Raw genomic sequence first — 17,558 nt, 5'->3', positions numbered from 1 at the left:
TCCCCCTTTTGCTTTTAATAATAAATATTTTTTAAAGCTTTGACCCCATTTATTTAAATAGATATTTCAAATACCTTAGTATTTGCTTATTTAACACTTGAAACGCTGATTTATAAATTACTTGATTTTTTATTATTGCTCTTTCTTATATAATTACCAATATTAGTTATACAAACCAATGTAGTAACTAAAAATATACCTGGAATTAGGATAATCCACCATCTATTTGAAAGCAGTGCTTCCTCTGATAAAGATAGCATACTTCCCCAAGAAACAATTTCTATTGGCAAACCAATTCCTAAAAAACTCAGTGTTGATTCAGTTCCAATAGCTGCACCTATATTTGTTACTACTATAAACATTATTGATGCAACAAAATTTGGAAGTAAGTGCTGTTTTAATATATAGAAAAATCCTCCACCCATACTTTTAGCTGCTAGTATGTACTCACTATTTCTTATTTGTCTAACTTCAGTCCTTACAATTTTAGATATATTCATCCAACTTGTTATCCCTATTACTATGGACATAGATATTGGATTTGAATTCCCAAGTATCGCTTGTACAAATATTATAATTAATATTGATGGTATACTAAGTATGATTTCTGTAAATCTCATCATTGCATCATCTACAAGTTCAGATGCTGAACCACTTATGCTACCATAAACAATTCCTATGATAGTTGATATTATTGTCGAAAATATTCCTATAAATAAAGATATTTTTCCTCCATACCATATCATAGAATATATATCTCTTCCCATTGAATCTGTTCCAAAGAAAAAATCTTTACTTGGAGCTAAATTAGAACTTACTAAATCCATATATGTTGGCTCATGTGTCATTATCAAAGATGAAAATACACTTCCAATAACTATAATGGATAAAATGATGATTGATATATATGGTAACTGTTTAAATTTTTCAAACAGAGTTTTTTTTATTTCTATTTGTTCGTCTTCTACTACTGAAATATAATTTTCTCCTACAATCTCAAAATCACTACATTGCAGCTTCATTGTTATCACCTCTATCGTACTTCATTCTAGGGTCTATTTTATTGTTTATAATTTGAGCTAACATATTTCCAAATACTACTAAAGCCCCTGTTATTAGACATAAAACTAATAACATATTATAATCGTGATACTTTGCACTCTCAAAGCAAAGAGTTCCTAACCCAGGATAAGAAAAAACCTTTTCAACTACATAAGTTCCTCCTAATATGTGAGGTATTGAAATAGCCATAATGCTTATATAGGATGGCATTATATTTCTCAGGCAATGCTTAAAAACAATGGTTCTATTGTTTAAACCTTTTGCTTTACATAGCAATACATAATCTTCTCTTATTTCTTCTAGCAATTTATTTCTTATCATATATGTGTAATACCATAAATGGCTCAATATAAGTACTGTAAGAGGTAATATTAAATGAGATATCCTACTTGATATACTAGATTCCTCTCCCATTGAATAAGCTCCACTACTTGGAAGTATACTTAGATTTATACTGAATATAAGTATAAGTACTAAAGCAACCCAGAATGATGGAATACAGTTGGTTATTGTTCCTAGTTTACATATAATCCTATCTATGAGCTTGTCTTCATGCAATGTACAAAAGATTCCAAGAAGTAATGCTAGCGCAAAGGTAAGTATATATCCTGACCCACCTAATATGATAGTGTTTATATAAACATCATTTATAACAGAAGTAACATTTTGCTTATATTTGAATGAAATTCCAAATTCGCCTCTTGATGCATCTGAAATCCATTTTATATATTGACTGTATATTGGTTCGTTTAGACCAAGTTTTTTCATAGCATTTTCTTTCTCTTGAGTACTCATTCTTTCTACACCATCTCCATAGTAAGAAATTAACGGGTCTCCTGGAGCAAGTCTTGCCATATAAAAAACTACAAAAGATAATAAAAACATTACTAAAATAAACTGCAACAACTTTTTAACTATATCCTTTAACAAACCCCTATTCCCCCTTTGTTGCAATAAAAAAAACCACCAAAAGCAAGCGTCAATCGACGTTTAAACCTTCGTGGTTTTATTATCATTAAATAAAAATTAAATTTTAAATATTTATCTATAAACCAATTTTAGCATCATTTATGTTGTGTGTAAACAAACTTTTGAAAAATTGTTAAAATTTCATCAAATTGTTTTATTTTTACCTAAAATAAAATTTTTATGATGTTACGAATCTTTTATTTTATATAATTATTAAGTTTTTTATTATATAATTATTGGTTTTATATTGACTATTTATTAAAACTATATTATATTAGTTTCTATGCAAACCATCTAAGAGGTGATTTTATTGAAAACTAATTATGATTGTTTTAGAATAGCTATGCTTCTCAAAGAACTCTATTCTAAAACAATGTACACAGTGGAAGAAAATTTTAAAGAAAATGGATTGACACATCAACAGATTATAGTTATAAAACTAATAGCTCATAATCAAGAGCTAACAATATCACAACTATGCGATGAGATGTCTTTAGCTAAAGGAACTGTATCAGGTATAGTCAGTAGATTAGAACAAATTGGCTATGTAGAAAAGTTCAAAAAATATGATGATAAGAGAAATACATATGTTAAATTTACAGAAGATGGACTTGAATTTGCTACAAATTTTAAAAGTAAAATGCAAGAAAGCTTTGATGATATTTTTAAAAATTGTGATGAAAAAGAATTAAATGAATTAGTAAAAAATCTTAGAAATATATTAGCAAAAATAAAGGAGAGATAATTATGAATTCTAAATTAATACTTGCAATAGTGTTTATAACATCAGCTTTAATTTTTTATACTATAGGTGTATTTGGAGAGAGAAAAGCTAAAATTTTAAAAAAGAAACATGTAATTATATTTTGGCTTGGTTTAATATTTGATACTTTAGGAACATTTACAATGAGTAATATAGCTAATAGCCACTCTTTTGAAGTAAAATCTGTATTGTCCCAAAATCTTCATAGTATAACAGGTCTCCTAGCAATTGTTCTTATGCTTTTTCATGCAGGATGGGCTACTTTTGTTTTGTATAAGGATGATGAAGATAAGAAAAAATTCTTCCATAAGTTTAGTATAGTTGTATGGACTATCTGGTTAATTCCATACTTTATAGGTATGTTTATTGGTATGGCTGGATAATAAGTAAAAAAAGTGTGTAAGAAAATGAATATACACTTACACACTTTTTCATATCTATCTATAATATTTTACTTACTCTTTTACACAACTTCATAAATCCTTATGTATAATTTAAATTTATTAAACACCTAATACTTGAGTTACTCCTGGAACTTCGCTTACCAAAACATTTTCAATAATAGCTTTTATTGTCATAGTTGCTCCTGGACATCCACTACAAGCACCTTGTAATCTAACTAAAACTACTCCATTCTCATTTACATCTATAAGCTCTACATCTCCACCATCTCTTTGTAATACAGGTTTTATCTTTTGTTCAAGCACTCTTTCAACTTGTTCTCTCATAGTTATTCCCCCCAGAAATATTTTTATTACCAAGATTATACCAATGGTTTAAATTTTTGTCCATCTAATGATTTTTTAAATTCTATATTTGCCTCATCAATAACCTTAGTATTCATAAATACATCATAAGCACTACAAGCCAATACCTTAGCTGAATTTATCATAGCTGAAAATCCTATGCTTGAACCAGCTGATGCACATGACTGCCATGTATGGCTTGCCACACCAACAGGCCATGCTGCCATTGCAAATTGAGCCACTGGTATCACATAACTTACATCTCCAACATCAGTAGAACCAGCTAATCCTTTACCTTCTGCTCCATCAGCTATACCATGATGTATATAACTGTCCATAATAGATTTATCATCTTGGAATGCTGTAGCTACACCTAGTCTCTCTTCCTTAGTAAGAGTAGCACATAATTTTTTTGCAAATTCTTCTTCTTCAGGAGTAGTTTTAGGGGGGCCAACAAGAATCATATTATCGTATACTAAATCAGTTAAACACTGATTTGGTATATAATCATAAATCCCATCAGTAATTACATACTCCATTTCAGTCTCTGTCATCATAGCTGCTCCTTGTGCCACTTTTATTAGCCTGTCAAGAACATGCTCTGCATCTTTTGCTTTTTTACCTCTTATAAAATACCAACTTTCCGCAAAACCAGGAACTACATTAGGTCTTCCCCCACCATTAGTTATAACATAATGCATTCTTATAGAGTCAATTACATGTTCTCTTAAATAATTTGCTCCTACATTCATAAGTTCAACAGCATCCAATGCACTTCTACCATTATGAGGGGCTTGAGCTGCATGTGCTGTTATTCCCTTAAACTTAAATCTAGCAGATAAATTTGCCAGACTTCCACCTCTCCATGTGGCATTTATATCAAAAGGATGCCATGTAAATGCGCAATCTACATTATCAAAACATCCATTTACACACATTACAGTCTTTCCTCCACCTTCTTCTTCAGCAGGACAACCGAAATACTTTATTGTTCCATTAAATTTATTTTTTTCCATTAGTTCTTTAATAGAAACGACTGCTCCTACACCTGCTACACCCAATAAATTATGACCACATCCATGTCCAGATTCTCCCTCTACCAATGGATTTTTTTCTGTACTCACAGATTGTGATAGTTCTGGCAAAGCATCATATTCGCCAAGTATTCCAATTACTGGCTTCCCTTCTCCAAAACTTGCTATAAATCCAGTAGGTAAATTGTCTACTTCTTCAATTTCAAATCCTTTTGACTTTAGATATTCCTTTTGAATACTGCTTGCACACTTTTCTTCAAAAGCTAATTCTGGATTTTCCCATATTTTTTTAGATAAATCAATTAATTCTTCTCTTATCTCCTCAATATTATTTATAATATATTCTTTCATAATCTCCTCCACAGATATGTATTTTTGATATGCTTTACAAATTATATTATATACTAACATTCTATTTATTCACAATTTTTTGTTAATTAATTTGATTTATATATTCTTCTATACAATGTATTTTTTCCTTATTTTGTCTCTTCATAAATTCAATGTACTCTCTTTTCCATAGTGTAGTTTCACTATTTTTATTTAATAAGAGTTCCAATAAATTAATTTCTTCCATTCTCATATCTTCATAAAATACTACACTTCCCAGTATTGCCAATTCAAATTCACTTAATGAAGCAAATAGCATTAGATAATCATCCCCAAATAAGCACTCAGATTCAAGAATATCAATAAAGTCTTTTTTTGCATTGATGTTTTCCTTTATTATTTTTATTTTTTCAATTATAGAAGTACTTTCTAGTACAGCATTGAATATCGCTCTAAATGACTCATCATCTAATTTATTTTCATCATCAACAATATACTTTTCTAAAGGTTCATTTTCATTCTTACTTACAGTTATCATACTTTTAAAAGTGCCACTTTTTATTGAACTTAGTACAGACTCAATAAATATCTTCTCATATGCTTTTATGTATTTTATCATGGCTTCATCTTCTATATTTAATCTTTCTATCAATACATCAATTGCTTCTTCAAGCAATAAAACTATTTTTTCATTTATTGTACTTTGTTTATCGAGTTCTTCAGAATCATTAAAATCAAAACTATTATTTTCTTCAATAAATTCAATTACATTATTTTCCTCATATACCTTAATTTCACCTTCAAAGGTATGATTGTAGATGTTTCTAAATTGTTTTTCTAAAAATTCATATTCATATTCTGAAATTTTCAAATTAGTTGATTCATTGCCTAAAATTGCAGAGAAAATAGAGTTATTTATAATAAGTTCAAATAAGTTTATAAGTATAACATCACAATCTATTTTATAAGTTATTCCATAATCATAAAATAATTTTTCTCTATCTTTCTTTTTAAATAAATTACAAAATCTATTTTCTATATCCATACTCTCAATATAATTTTTTACATAATAAATTCCTTGAATATCCATATCATCTAATGCCAATGGATAATCTATACTCACTGGAATATCATAGGCTTCAAATTTTATACTATAGTTTTTAAAGAAACCAGACAATTCCATTAAAGTATCATTATATGTTATTGAGTTAGTATATAATTTTCTACTTTTCATTAGTTCATAAAATTTTTCTAACTCAAGTAAATCATATTCAAGAATTTTAATGCCTTCTAAATATATATTCTTAATATTTTTAGACGTCAATCCTACAATTCTTTTTTCTATATTTTCAAGTTTACTTACATATGCATCAATAGCATACCAAATTGAAAGCAATAATTTTTCAGCAACTTCAATCTTTACTGATGTACTTTGACCATTTGTATATTTTTTAATTAAATTTATAAGAATTAAGGATATTTCCTGTTGTATGTTATATACTTCTCTCTCATTTATTACTTTACAATCCATACATTCTTTAAGTAGAGATATTGCATATTGATTTTTTATTAGATTATTTTCGTTTATATTGATGTTGGTTAGATTATTATTTGACATAGTAAGTTTCCCCTCTCATTAGATTAAACTTCTCCAAATTTAAACTTTTTTGCAAATTCCTCTGCTTCCCCTCTTACATTATCCATATTCCCTGTAAATTTTTCATAAAGTTCATCAAGTATTTCTATAATTTCATCATCACAAATTTTATCATCTGTTTCATTTTTTAAGTAATAAAAGATTTCTTGCATATCATTAATAGTCTCTAAATAATCATCCATGTTTGTAAACTGTGATGTATATATATTTTCTATTAATTGTTTTGTAACTTTTATCTCTAATTCTATTCTTCCATATCCCTTTAAAGTATCATTTCTTGAAGTTATTATATCTTTTACATCCTCCTCTGAAAGTACTAGACCATAACACTTAGATTCTTTATTAGTTTCAAGCAATTCATTTCTTTCTATTTCCTTTAAATTTTGATGCATAGAACTCAAAATAATAGGTGATATCATTTTAAAATTCTCCTTTTCCATTTTTCTATTGACTTTTAACTTGTTTTATGATATATTTAAATTAGTATATATACTCACTCGCAAAACTACTTATAATAGTATTATTATAAGTAGTTTTTGTCAACTCAAAATTACTATTTTAATTAAATTTTTCAATAAAAAAATATATCATTACTCAGATATATTTTTTATAACTATTTATTCATTTAATAGTTATTTATAATTAAAATCTAAACAATGATATATTACTTTACTTATCTTTTTTAGCTCTACTTCTGCTTTTCTTTACATTTGAGCAATTTCTACAGGAAGGTGAACAGTATTGAGATTTAGAATTTGTAGGTATATAAATCTTTCCACAATACTTACATTTATTTAAAGATGCAGGTTCACTTGTAATTGCAAATGCATATATAGTTTCAATAGCTGTTTTTAAAGAATTAAATTCCCATGCAATAGTGGGTTTATCTAATTGACTTATAGAAAATCCTATCTTTTGAGGATTAAACCCTCCAGACATAATAGTCACACTTTCAGTTAATAAGTTAGACATATTTTTATAGACACAAATTTGATTAAAATGTCTACACATATCCTTAGCAAAATTTACAATCCAATCCAATTGTTCTGTATAAAACCTTGAAAATACTAAATCCAAAATCAGTGGTCTTTTTCCAAAAAACTTAGGTGATTCCTCTCGTTTTGATACATCTATACCTCGTTTATATTTTTTAAAGTATACATCTTCATCACTTGCAAATGGGATAAACATATTTACATACTCATCAGTATTCAATATATTCTCTTTTGTAATATAATTCTTTTCAATCATCAGTACTCTTTCTTCACCCACAATATCTCTATTATATACACTTGAATAAATCAATCCTAACAGTCCATATTTCTTTACAAATTCAAGTACTTCTTTTTTTAATCTCATTTCTTTAGTTTCTTTTGATATATCTTGTAATGCTTCTTGCCCTATGCGAATTATATCTACTATAATTTCATCTGCAACATCAAATGGATTGTACATAGTAAATACAGCATCTTCTGTTGGTACTATATACAGTTCATCTTCTTCAGTAATTTTATATTCATAATCACTATAGCGAATCCAATCACTAGCAAAATTTCCAATTAATTCTATATTTTTATTCATAGTAACAATTTCCTCCCTTTCATAATAATAATTCCCTTTCAATGTAATAGTTAATATTCATTTACTATTACATTTTTAGTTTATTCTATAATTTTCATCATGTCAACTCTTCTTTTTAATTTTATATAACATTAAACCATATAATAACTCTAATTAGCCTAAATATTAATACTAAGCAATAGTAAACTTATAATTAATTTTATCAAAATCTATTTACATTTCTAATTAATATCCTTATAATAATATGTAATATATAAATAATTTTACATATTACATATTATTATAAGGAGAGGTACTCAGAAAATGGATAGAAAACGTGAATTAAAACAACTATACAGGGAAATGAAATTTGACATTGGTGTATTTATGATAAAAAGTGATATTACTAAAAAGATTTATCTTGGAAAAAGCAATGATATAAAAAGCAAGTTTAACTTCCTCAAATTTCAACTTTGTGCTGGGTCATGTATGGTAAGAGATTTAAATAATGCTTGGAAAAAATATGGAGAAAAAGCATTTACATTTGAAATTTTAGAACTTATAAAACATGATGATAATAAAACTGAAAAAGATTACTTAGAAGAATTAGATATTTTAGAAATGGTTTGGTTAGAAAAACTAAAAGAAGATAACTCTTATGAGATTTATTCTTTATAAAAAATGCGCATCATATCTTCTTTTTTGATTTGAACATGATAGGATGGAATTGTCATACAATTTTGTGTATGACTCCATTCATCTTGTCATTTATGAGGATAATTGATTCTTATATATGAATAGCTCACGCATTATTTTTTAACATATACAGTTCAATTTTAGTATATAACTTTGATACATAATTTTAATAAAAAAAATCTTCTAATTGATTTTTGTCATAAAATCAACTAGAAGATTTATATAGTTTAATATTTATACACTATATATCACTAAAATATAAGCATTATACTGACTTTTACTATATATTATGTATTCATTTTACTGATAACATTCTATTATTTTGTAGCTTCTAAACATTGCTCTATAACATTCTTATCATTTATACCTATTGCAGTGACTTTATTAGCATTATTTAATATACTCTTATCACTTTTATCTGAAACTAAAACAACAGGAGCGTTTTTAGCCATTGGTGAAGCAACTAAAGCATAAACTAAATCATCTCCACTTGCCACATAAAACTCTTTTGTTTCATTATAAAACTTCTTAATTACATTCTTATTAGTTTCATATCTATCACTACCATCAATTCTTGTTGCTCTATATCTACTTACTATATAATCACTTAGTGTAGATTTTCCTCCAACAGCATATACTGGAACAGGTGAAACACCAAACCATGGGTCTAAATCTGTATCTTCTTCTGCTGAAGCTATATCTTTTGTCAATAAAATAGGAGCACCATCTCTATACGCAACAGATGCAACACTCACTGCGTCAGCTTCATCTTTAAATCCATTTACTAAAAACGTCTTATCACTGCTTTTTATCTTTTCTATTTCAGCTGCAATTTTATAACTTGTATCTACTCTATCTACTCCATCAATTCTTATGACCTGCATTCTTCTCATAAGTAGCATTTTTTCTACATCTTTACTTATAGTATTTTCGCCACCTATTACATATATCTTAGTAACTCTATTAAGCCTTTGTAAAGTGGCTTCTGGTATATCATCCTTATTAGTTAATAAAATTGCTGCATTATTTACCCCTGCAAGACCACTAGCAGAAATACCATCTACCATCGTAGAATCAGAATTGATAAGTACAGCTGTTGTATAATCTTGCTTATCTGCAATAATACCAGCTGTTTCATATTTATCTGTTCCCTGGATATTTTCGATTTTATCTAGTGCATTTGCTGATGTTGTAAAACTAACACTTAATAATAATGCTGAAATACCTAATGCTAATATTCTTTTACTAAACTTCATAAATTACCTCCCTCAAAATAAATATATTTAGTATCAGTATAATATAAATTCGCTTAAAAGTAGTGTAAAAATAGTTACACTTTTTTTATAATTTAAATCACTCTAAATTAGACACATCTCATCCATTAAAATAACTTCATTCATCCTATAAGCTAAACCGTCCCATGTTTTTTTTGACATATCTTTTGACATATCTACAGATGACCTTTTCTCCAAATGAGACAATAGATATTGTATTTTAAAATCTATTGCATTATATAAATTCTTCTCAAAGATAGATAACTCTTCTTCATTTAGAATACCATCTAAACTCATAGAAGGCAACATTACATATTCTATCTTTCCAGAATCATTAATCACACTACCAATCCATTCTCTAACACCAGGAATATCAGTGGTAATTACATCAAGTCCACATGATAAAGCCTCTAAAACTACAACTGGCAACCCTTCATAAAACGATGGTAAAACAAATATATGTGACTTATTAAATAGCTCAGCTAAGTCACTTTGGTCTAATTTTCCTAAGAAATTCATTTTAAATGGAGATTGACTTGCAAGCTTAACAATCTCATTATAAGATTCAACATCACTTCCTGTACCTGCAAAATTGACTTCTATTAAATCTTTACAATATACTAGTCCAGATATAGCTTTTATAAATGGAATCAATCCTTTTGATTTGCATATCTTTCCTGCAAATACTATCCTTATCTTATCATTTTTTATTTTATAATTTTTATCATAAAATACACTATCATTATATCCACTACCAATTACAACTACTTTACTGTCGCTTACTCCAAAAGTCTTTATAATATCATCTTTTTGCTTTTTATGAAGAGCAAATATTAAATCCAAATTTTTTATATTTGATATTATATATTCTTTTTCTAAATCGATAGTATTTAACTGTCTTAAGCAAGTCCCATGACAAACAGACATAACTTTAATATCTTTCACAATCTCTCTGACAAATGCAGTTAAAAGATATAAATGATGACATATTATAATATCTGGCTTAAAATCTTCCATAGCTCTATCTATATTTATTTTAAATTGATGTTTTAATCTATTTATCATTTCTACATTTAAATCTCTATATCTAGTACTTTCATATGGCATAGAATCACTCATTCCTACAACAGGAAAATTTAGTTCTCCACAATTATACTTTACTGGATAAAAACTTACATCACTTGAAAAACAGTTTACATTGTCATTAACATCTATACCCGCAATTACAGCTTGCTCATGACCTATTTTTTCAAACCCTTTTATCATACCACACATGTATATTCCACTACCTGTACTATTTGGTTTTTGTGTTATTATATGAAGAATTTTCACTTTTTTACTTACCGCCCCTCTAAAATTAAACAATTTCATATAATCTAATCGTTATATATATCCAGATACAAACAGGAAGAATCATCTTTTACTTTGAATCTTGGAACCTTAATTGCTTTATAGTCATTATCCTCAAAGTCTCTAACTTTATTATGTATATATCCTATGCCAAATTTTTCTGCTATACGTATCAATTCTTCTTCTTTTATAAGGTTATACCTATCACAAGCACTTGTAAAACCGTCACTTGTTAACATCAATTGAAAATCTTTTTTTATTTCTAAGTATCCGTATATTGAGTTTTCTACAGCATCCTCATCAAAATCCAATATCCAGTATCCATCTTTAGTATTCTTTTTCAATCTATTGCTTACTATTGTATCCATGACACTTGACTTTATCTCATCAAAAGTCATTTCTTCTAAATCAGAAAGCTTACTCATTTCATCAAACACAGAATTATCAAATTTACAAATAGTTCTATCTTTTATGACTTTAGAATCTCCATTTTTAATAAATAAAGAACAATCTCCTAATAAAAAATACTCTACTTTATTTTCATGAAATTTAACAATAGCTATAGAACTTGATGGCAAATCTAATTTTTCCACCTTTATTCCATTTAATTTCATCTCATACTCTTTTTTAATTTCTATTATCCCACTATTGATAATGCTCTTTAATGATTCTTCTCTATTCATATTTTTATATAAATACTTATTCCACCACTGAACATACCATCTTGCATCACTTTCATTTGATATTAAGTTTTTTCCATTGAGCCCTGTCGCACCATCCAAAACCCATGCTCCAAATGGACTTATACCAACTACATCTTCATTAAATTTAGCTGTACCTTGACTACACAATAGGCTATAGTCTCTTATATTTAAAGCCATATCATCCTCCAAATTGAATATCTAAAAATAAAGTTCTATTTAAAATTATACAGCAAATAAAAAAATCTACAACAAAACTCGTTGTAGATTTTTAATTTAATCAGTATTTATTTTATATTTTTTATACTTTAGTGATGGAATAATCTATTTTTAGTAAATGCCATAACTATATTGTACTTATTACAAGTTAATATAACATTATCATCACGAATAGAGCCACCTGGTTGTGCTATAAAACTTACTCCACTTCTTTTAGCACGTTCTATATTGTCTCCAAATGGGAAAAATGCATCAGAACCAAGAGCTACTCCTGTTAAAGTTTTAAGCCATGCTCTTTTACCTTCTCCAGTAAGAGGTTCTGGTTTTTCTTCAAATAAATTCTGCCATATACCATCAGCAAGTACATCCATATAATCATCAGAAAGGTATACATCAATAGTATTATCTCTATCTGGACGACCTATATCTTTTTTAAATTTTAAATTTAATACTTTAGGATGTTGACGAAGATACCAAATATCTGCCTTATTACCTGCAAGTCTAGTGCAGTGAATACGTGATTGTTGTCCTGCACCTACTCCTATTACTTGTCCATCTTTAGCATAGCAAACTGAATTTGACTGTGTATATTTTAATGTGATAAGAGCTATAATTAAATCACGCTTTGCATTATCTGTAAAGATTTTATTATCAGTTGGAATATCTTTTAATAAGTCTTCATTTATTAATATTTCGTTTCTACCTTGTTCAAAAGTGATTCCATAAACATCCTTTGTTTCAATAGGTTCAGGAGTATAATTTTCATCAATTTTTACAATATTGTAATTCCCTTTACGCTTTCCTTTTAATATCTCAAGAGCCTCGTCTGTGTACCCTGGGGCTATTATACCATCAGAAACTTCTCTCGCTATAATAGTCGCAGTCTCTTTATCACACACATCTGAAAGTGCTATAAAATCTCCATAAGAAGACATTCTATCTGCCCCTCTTGCCATTGCATAAGCACAAGCTAATGGAGAAAGCTCTAAATCATCAACAAAGTATATTTGTTTTAAAGTATCTGATAAAGGTATTCCTACTGCTGCACCTGCTGGACTTACATGTTTAAATGAAGTTGCTGCTGGAAGACCAGTAGCCTCTTTCAATTCTTTTACAAGTTGCCAACTATTAAATGCATCCAAAAAATTTATGTATCCAGGCTTTCCATTTAATACTTCTATAGGAAGTTCTCCATTTTTCATATAAATTTTTGATGGTTTTTGGTTTGGATTACAGCCATACTTTAGTTCTAGTTCTTTTGCCATACACTCATCCCTCTCTATAGTAAATTAATCTTGAATTTGATTAATTCCATATTAATTAAATTATTCGTACTAATAAAATTATATGGCATATTTATCCATTAATCAACTATATTTTTTAAAACTCCTATCCCTTCGACTTTACATTCGACTACATCACCATGTTTTAAATATACTTGAGGATTCATTCCCATAGCAACACCTGCTGGAGTTCCAGTTGAAATTATATCTCCTGGCTTTAGAGTCATTCCTCTTGATAAATCACTTATTACAGTAGGTATATCAAATATAAAGTATTCTGTATTAGAATCTTGTCTTACTTCTCCATTTACCACACTACTTATATCTAGTTTTAAAGGATGCTCAAATTCTTCTTTATGTACTATGCAAGGTCCCATAGATGTATGTGTATCTAAACTTTTTCCTCTATACCACTGCACGTGTTTATCTTGAAGTGCTCTTTCACTTATATCATTCATTATTGTATATCCAAATATATATTCATAGGCATCTTCTTTTGATATGTTTATACCTTCTTTTCCTATAATTACTGCAAGTTCTGATTCATAATCCAACTTTTCTACTAAATCTCCATGTAAACTTATCTTATCATCCACTCCAATTGCCTTATCTGCTCTTTTAGAGAAATAAATTGGATAGTCTGGCATAACTACATTTTTTATAACACCATCTGGAATTTCATTGACATGGTCTTTATAGTTTAAACCTAAACATATAATATCTTTTTTAGGTCTTACAATTGGGGAACATAATTTCACTTCTTCTAACTTATAACACTTTGCTTTTTCAAATGAATGGTTTTTTATTTTTTCTAAATCTCCAGTAGATACATTTTCAATAAAATCATTCATATCTGTATATAATTTGCTTAATCCCAAACTATTAATTTCATATATACTATTTGTTTCTGAGTTAAATACACCTATATTTTCTTCATTGCCAGTACAGAAAGTTACAAATTTCATTTCTATTCCTCCATTCAATAAGTTGATTAATAATATTTTATTTTTATTAGTTTATATCAATTGTAATAGATAATATATATATGTCAATATATATTTAAAAATAGAGTTCTAAAAAGTATAACAATTCATAAATATCAGAAATTATCAAAAATAAGATAATTAGTAAAAGTAATATAATTATAAGAAGATTGTTTTAAAAAACTTTATTTATGCAGATAAATTTTCTATAAAACACAATAAAAAAAGGTACCCTTAATAAAATAAGCATACCTACACTCTTTCAATATTATTATATCCAGCCATTTTATAGTTATAATATTTTTTATTTAGACAAAACCTCTTGGTAAAACCTATTTACTTATAAACTTTCATTAAATCTTCTCCAATACATATATCTCCGGTTCTTAAAATTTCAACTTTATCTATGTCATAAGAATTGGTTATAACTATAGGAGTTATTACAGATTTAACGCTTTTTTTAATTTTTTCTAAATCAAATCTTATAAGTTTTTGCCCACAGTAGACTTTATCTCCTGCATTTACTAATACTTCAAATCCATCTCCATTCATCTTTACAGTATCTAATCCTATATGTATTAGTATCTCCAAATCATCTTCACTCTTTATGCATATAGCATGCTTAGATGGCAAAAATACTTGAATTACCTCCCCATCGACAGGAGAAGATACGACTCCTTCTTGTGGTTCTATAGCAATCCCATCACCTAGCATTTTACTAGAAAAAGCACCATCAGGAACATCAGTTATACTTAATACTTTCCCTGTAAGTGGCGATTGTAATACTCCTTTTATATAATTACTTTTTACTTCTTCATTTTTATTTTTTGAGAATAACTTTTTGAACATATTAAATCTCCTCATTCCAATAATTTAAATTGACTTCTCGTGTTATCTACATTATACACTTTAATTCATAAAATATATTACTTGAAATATACTGTATATATTTATTCCAGTAATAATTATAGTCATATACGAGAACATATATTTAACTCTTTTGTCATCCATATTTTTACTAATCGAGGAACCTATAATTCCTCCTAATACTGCTCCTATTATCATAAAAGGTAATCCAGATAAATCATATATACCAAACCCTGTATTTATGAAAACTGTAACTAACTTTGAAATATTAGAAAATAAAATAGTTATAATGGAATTAAACGCAGCTTCTTTAGCTGATAATCCAAATAATATTGTAAACACAGCCACATTTATAGGACCTCCACCTATTCCTAAAAATGAAGATATAACCCCTAAAAAAATGCCAACAATAAAATATGTAATGTTAGTATTAAACTTAACATTTAAACTTTTATCTTTATATAAATAAACCATTACTAACAAAATAATCATTATAATATTTTGAGTTATTTTTATTATAGAAGGATTATTTACATATGAAATAGATAAATCTAATAACCTTTGACCTATAGTCCCTCCTAATACTGATGCTCCACCAATTAAAATAAGTCTAAAGTTTATTTTAAAAAGTTTTGATTTAATTTGTTTATATACAGAAACAATTGTCATCGATAATACAGTAAATGATGATAACACACTTATTGTCGAAACATCAAATACTCCAATCAAATCTAGCACTGGCTTTATTATTACCCCTCCACCAATACCCGTTATAGCTCCTATAGTTGTTGAAAGTATAGCTATTACAAATAAAATTACATTCATTTAAAATCATCCTAACTAAATTTACTCTGCTCAAAACCCTTTAATTATACATAATTTTTAATCACTTTAACTTAGAATTATAAATACTAAAATTATTTTAGTATTTGATTTTTATATACTAATACTGATATTTTTTCTAGGTCACTAAAAGTAGACATTAAAAATTCTTTATATCCACAGTAATTGTTACTAGAATCAATATACATAGAATTTTTCATTCTTTTGCATCCACTACCACATATTTTGTAAAAATTACAATTTAAACAAATACTTTCTTTCTTTATATCTTTATGCAAAAATTCTTGCATTTTAGATTTTCTTAAAATATCCAATAAAGTGTTATCTTTTATATTACCTAAATTAAAGTTATCTAGTACATAAAAATCACATGGATATACACTTCCATCAGCCTCTATTACAAATTGTGGTTGGCATTTTCCAATTATCCCACAGGTACTAGGAATTCCTGTAATTAAAATGGATATAAGATTATCAAACAAATTAATACTTATATAATTTCCTTTATTGAACTCATTTTTCCAAAGCTTAAATATTATTTTATAAAAGTATGCAAAATATTTAGGTTCTAAAGAGTACTCTGACTTAGTTTTACAGTCTAAATCATCTAAACAAGGGATAAACTGTATATACTTCACATCGTTTGCTTTTATAAAATTAAAAACCTCTTTTGGATTAAGCGCAATCTGATTTGTCAAAACACATAGTATGTTAAAGTCTATTTTGTATGTTTCCAGTAGTTTTTTTGTATTTATTACATCTATATAACTTCCCTTATTATTTGAATATACACGATTTTTATCATGTAAATCTTCTAGTAAATCTAATGATAATCCTACTAAAAAATTATTTTTCTTTAAGAACTCACACCATTGATTGTCAATAAGAGTTCCATTCGTTTGAATAGAGTAGTTTACTGTTATATTTTTTTCCATTTTACTAACATACTCAATAAAATATTGGAAAAATTTTAATCCTGCTAAAGTAGGTTCTCCACCTTGAAAAGCAAATGTAACTCTATCTCCATTATCCAAAATTTCAAATGTATTATTTACTATGTTTTTTACAGTATCCTCCTGCATAATACCATAGGATTTTACTTCTCTTAAATCGCTCACATTTGCATAAAAACAATATTTACATCTCAAATTACATAACGATGAGACTGGTTTAATCAAAACTGATATACTTTTCATTATAAAAAACCTTCTTTTTTATATA

The 17,558-nt window shown here is 27.4% G+C and carries 18 protein-coding genes; 3 read left to right on the top strand and 15 right to left on the bottom strand.

Translation table 11 applies throughout. The annotated features are described in order from the left end of the window. Positions 1–110: 110 nt before the first annotated feature. On the bottom strand, positions 111–1,022 hold the full coding sequence (locus KGF36_RS17910; RefSeq protein WP_227830154.1) for an ABC transporter permease: 912 nt from the start codon (positions 1,020–1,022) through the stop codon (positions 111–113). Next, complete coding sequence (locus tag KGF36_RS17905) at positions 1,006–1,992, bottom strand: ABC transporter permease (protein ID WP_227830153.1); 987 nt, start codon at positions 1,990–1,992, stop codon at positions 1,006–1,008. The genes KGF36_RS17910 and KGF36_RS17905 overlap by 17 nt, the downstream gene beginning before the upstream one ends. Positions 1,993–2,341: 349 nt before the next feature. Here KGF36_RS17905 and KGF36_RS17900 point away from each other — a divergent pair, with 349 nt between their 5' ends. Further along, complete coding sequence (locus KGF36_RS17900) at positions 2,342–2,776, top strand: MarR family winged helix-turn-helix transcriptional regulator (RefSeq protein WP_255287880.1); 435 nt, start codon at positions 2,342–2,344, stop codon at positions 2,774–2,776. Positions 2,777–2,778: 2 nt separating this feature from the next. Beyond that, the gene (locus tag KGF36_RS17895; RefSeq protein WP_227830152.1) at positions 2,779–3,177 is read left to right on the top strand and encodes an HsmA family protein; all 399 of its coding nucleotides are present in this window, start codon (positions 2,779–2,781) and stop codon (positions 3,175–3,177) included. 120 nt (positions 3,178–3,297) lie between these two features. Here KGF36_RS17895 and KGF36_RS17890 read toward each other — a convergent pair whose 3' ends face one another. The 5 genes from KGF36_RS17890 to KGF36_RS17870 all read right to left on the bottom strand — a co-directional run bounded on the left by KGF36_RS17890 (position 3,298) and on the right by KGF36_RS17870 (position 8,142). Beyond that, positions 3,298–3,522: a NifU family protein gene (locus KGF36_RS17890; RefSeq protein ID WP_227830151.1), complete on the bottom strand. Its 225-nt coding sequence runs from the start codon at positions 3,520–3,522 to the stop codon at positions 3,298–3,300. Positions 3,523–3,557: 35 nt separating this feature from the next. After that, on the bottom strand, positions 3,558–4,925 hold the full coding sequence (locus KGF36_RS17885; protein WP_227830150.1) for a M20 family metallopeptidase: 1,368 nt from the start codon (positions 4,923–4,925) through the stop codon (positions 3,558–3,560). Between the two features lie 82 nt (positions 4,926–5,007). Beyond that, a complete protein-coding gene (locus tag KGF36_RS17880) occupies positions 5,008–6,522 on the bottom strand; it encodes a DUF6179 domain-containing protein (RefSeq protein ID WP_227830149.1) in 1,515 nt (504 codons plus the stop codon). A gap of 23 nt (positions 6,523–6,545) precedes the next feature. Beyond that, positions 6,546–6,980, bottom strand: coding sequence for a DUF6323 family protein (locus KGF36_RS17875; protein WP_227830148.1), 435 nt, complete (start codon positions 6,978–6,980; stop codon positions 6,546–6,548). 250 nt (positions 6,981–7,230) lie between these two features. Beyond that, entirely contained in the window at positions 7,231–8,142 is a 912-nt protein-coding gene (locus KGF36_RS17870) for a recombination protein NinG (protein WP_227830147.1), read from the bottom strand. 303 nt (positions 8,143–8,445) lie between these two features. Between KGF36_RS17870 and KGF36_RS17865 the strand changes: the two genes are divergently transcribed. Beyond that, on the top strand, positions 8,446–8,799 hold the full coding sequence (locus KGF36_RS17865) for a GIY-YIG nuclease family protein (RefSeq protein WP_227830146.1): 354 nt from the start codon (positions 8,446–8,448) through the stop codon (positions 8,797–8,799). A 335-nt stretch (positions 8,800–9,134) separates the two neighbouring features. Here KGF36_RS17865 and KGF36_RS17860 read toward each other — a convergent pair whose 3' ends face one another. The 8 genes from KGF36_RS17860 to KGF36_RS17825 all read right to left on the bottom strand — a co-directional run bounded on the left by KGF36_RS17860 (position 9,135) and on the right by KGF36_RS17825 (position 17,533). Then, the gene (locus tag KGF36_RS17860; RefSeq protein WP_227830145.1) at positions 9,135–10,073 is read right to left on the bottom strand and encodes a cell wall-binding repeat-containing protein; all 939 of its coding nucleotides are present in this window, start codon (positions 10,071–10,073) and stop codon (positions 9,135–9,137) included. A gap of 102 nt (positions 10,074–10,175) precedes the next feature. Further along, on the bottom strand, positions 10,176–11,423 hold the full coding sequence (locus KGF36_RS17855) for a glycosyltransferase family 4 protein (protein WP_227830144.1): 1,248 nt from the start codon (positions 11,421–11,423) through the stop codon (positions 10,176–10,178). Between the two features lie 44 nt (positions 11,424–11,467). After that, the gene (locus tag KGF36_RS17850) at positions 11,468–12,322 is read right to left on the bottom strand and encodes a hypothetical protein (RefSeq protein WP_227830143.1); all 855 of its coding nucleotides are present in this window, start codon (positions 12,320–12,322) and stop codon (positions 11,468–11,470) included. A 128-nt stretch (positions 12,323–12,450) separates the two neighbouring features. Continuing rightward, the gene (locus KGF36_RS17845) at positions 12,451–13,626 is read right to left on the bottom strand and encodes a phosphoribosylaminoimidazolecarboxamide formyltransferase (protein ID WP_227830142.1); all 1,176 of its coding nucleotides are present in this window, start codon (positions 13,624–13,626) and stop codon (positions 12,451–12,453) included. Positions 13,627–13,724: 98 nt separating this feature from the next. Continuing rightward, positions 13,725–14,609, bottom strand: coding sequence for a fumarylacetoacetate hydrolase family protein (locus KGF36_RS17840; protein WP_227830141.1), 885 nt, complete (start codon positions 14,607–14,609; stop codon positions 13,725–13,727). Between the two features lie 354 nt (positions 14,610–14,963). Next, complete coding sequence (locus KGF36_RS17835) at positions 14,964–15,476, bottom strand: PTS glucose transporter subunit IIA (RefSeq protein ID WP_227830140.1); 513 nt, start codon at positions 15,474–15,476, stop codon at positions 14,964–14,966. Positions 15,477–15,536: 60 nt separating this feature from the next. Then, complete coding sequence (locus KGF36_RS17830; protein ID WP_227830139.1) at positions 15,537–16,319, bottom strand: sulfite exporter TauE/SafE family protein; 783 nt, start codon at positions 16,317–16,319, stop codon at positions 15,537–15,539. A gap of 92 nt (positions 16,320–16,411) precedes the next feature. Further along, positions 16,412–17,533: a radical SAM/SPASM domain-containing protein gene (locus KGF36_RS17825; protein ID WP_227830138.1), complete on the bottom strand. Its 1,122-nt coding sequence runs from the start codon at positions 17,531–17,533 to the stop codon at positions 16,412–16,414. Positions 17,534–17,558: the final 25 nt, after the last annotated feature.

The organism is Clostridioides sp. ZZV14-6009 (assembly GCF_020658095.1).
Classification (GTDB): domain Bacteria; phylum Bacillota; class Clostridia; order Peptostreptococcales; family Peptostreptococcaceae; genus Clostridioides.
Note: the sequence above shows the minus strand (reverse complement) of the source record. Positions and strands in the feature narration are given on the sequence as shown.

Excerpts from the sequence above, each read along its gene's own strand:
- KGF36_RS17890 (WP_227830151.1), bottom strand. The coding sequence starts at position 3,522 with ATGAGAGAACAAGTTGAAAGAGTGCTTGAACAAAAGATAAAACCTGTA.
- KGF36_RS17840 (WP_227830141.1), bottom strand. The coding sequence starts at position 14,609 with ATGAAATTTGTAACTTTCTGTACTGGCAATGAAGAAAATATAGGTGTA.
- KGF36_RS17870 (WP_227830147.1), bottom strand. The coding sequence starts at position 8,142 with ATGAATAAAAATATAGAATTAATTGGAAATTTTGCTAGTGATTGGATT.
- KGF36_RS17910 (WP_227830154.1), bottom strand. The coding sequence starts at position 1,022 with ATGAAGCTGCAATGTAGTGATTTTGAGATTGTAGGAGAAAATTATATT.
- KGF36_RS17835 (WP_227830140.1), bottom strand. The coding sequence starts at position 15,476 with ATGTTCAAAAAGTTATTCTCAAAAAATAAAAATGAAGAAGTAAAAAGT.
- KGF36_RS17860 (WP_227830145.1), bottom strand. The coding sequence starts at position 10,073 with ATGAAGTTTAGTAAAAGAATATTAGCATTAGGTATTTCAGCATTATTA.
- KGF36_RS17830 (WP_227830139.1), bottom strand. The coding sequence starts at position 16,319 with ATGAATGTAATTTTATTTGTAATAGCTATACTTTCAACAACTATAGGA.
- KGF36_RS17845 (WP_227830142.1), bottom strand. The coding sequence starts at position 13,626 with ATGGCAAAAGAACTAGAACTAAAGTATGGCTGTAATCCAAACCAAAAA.
- KGF36_RS17865 (WP_227830146.1), top strand. The coding sequence starts at position 8,446 with ATGGATAGAAAACGTGAATTAAAACAACTATACAGGGAAATGAAATTT.
- KGF36_RS17825 (WP_227830138.1), bottom strand. The coding sequence starts at position 17,533 with ATGAAAAGTATATCAGTTTTGATTAAACCAGTCTCATCGTTATGTAAT.
- KGF36_RS17895 (WP_227830152.1), top strand. The coding sequence starts at position 2,779 with ATGAATTCTAAATTAATACTTGCAATAGTGTTTATAACATCAGCTTTA.
- KGF36_RS17850 (WP_227830143.1), bottom strand. The coding sequence starts at position 12,322 with ATGGCTTTAAATATAAGAGACTATAGCCTATTGTGTAGTCAAGGTACA.
- KGF36_RS17875 (WP_227830148.1), bottom strand. The coding sequence starts at position 6,980 with ATGATATCACCTATTATTTTGAGTTCTATGCATCAAAATTTAAAGGAA.
- KGF36_RS17880 (WP_227830149.1), bottom strand. The coding sequence starts at position 6,522 with ATGTCAAATAATAATCTAACCAACATCAATATAAACGAAAATAATCTA.
- KGF36_RS17885 (WP_227830150.1), bottom strand. The coding sequence starts at position 4,925 with ATGAAAGAATATATTATAAATAATATTGAGGAGATAAGAGAAGAATTA.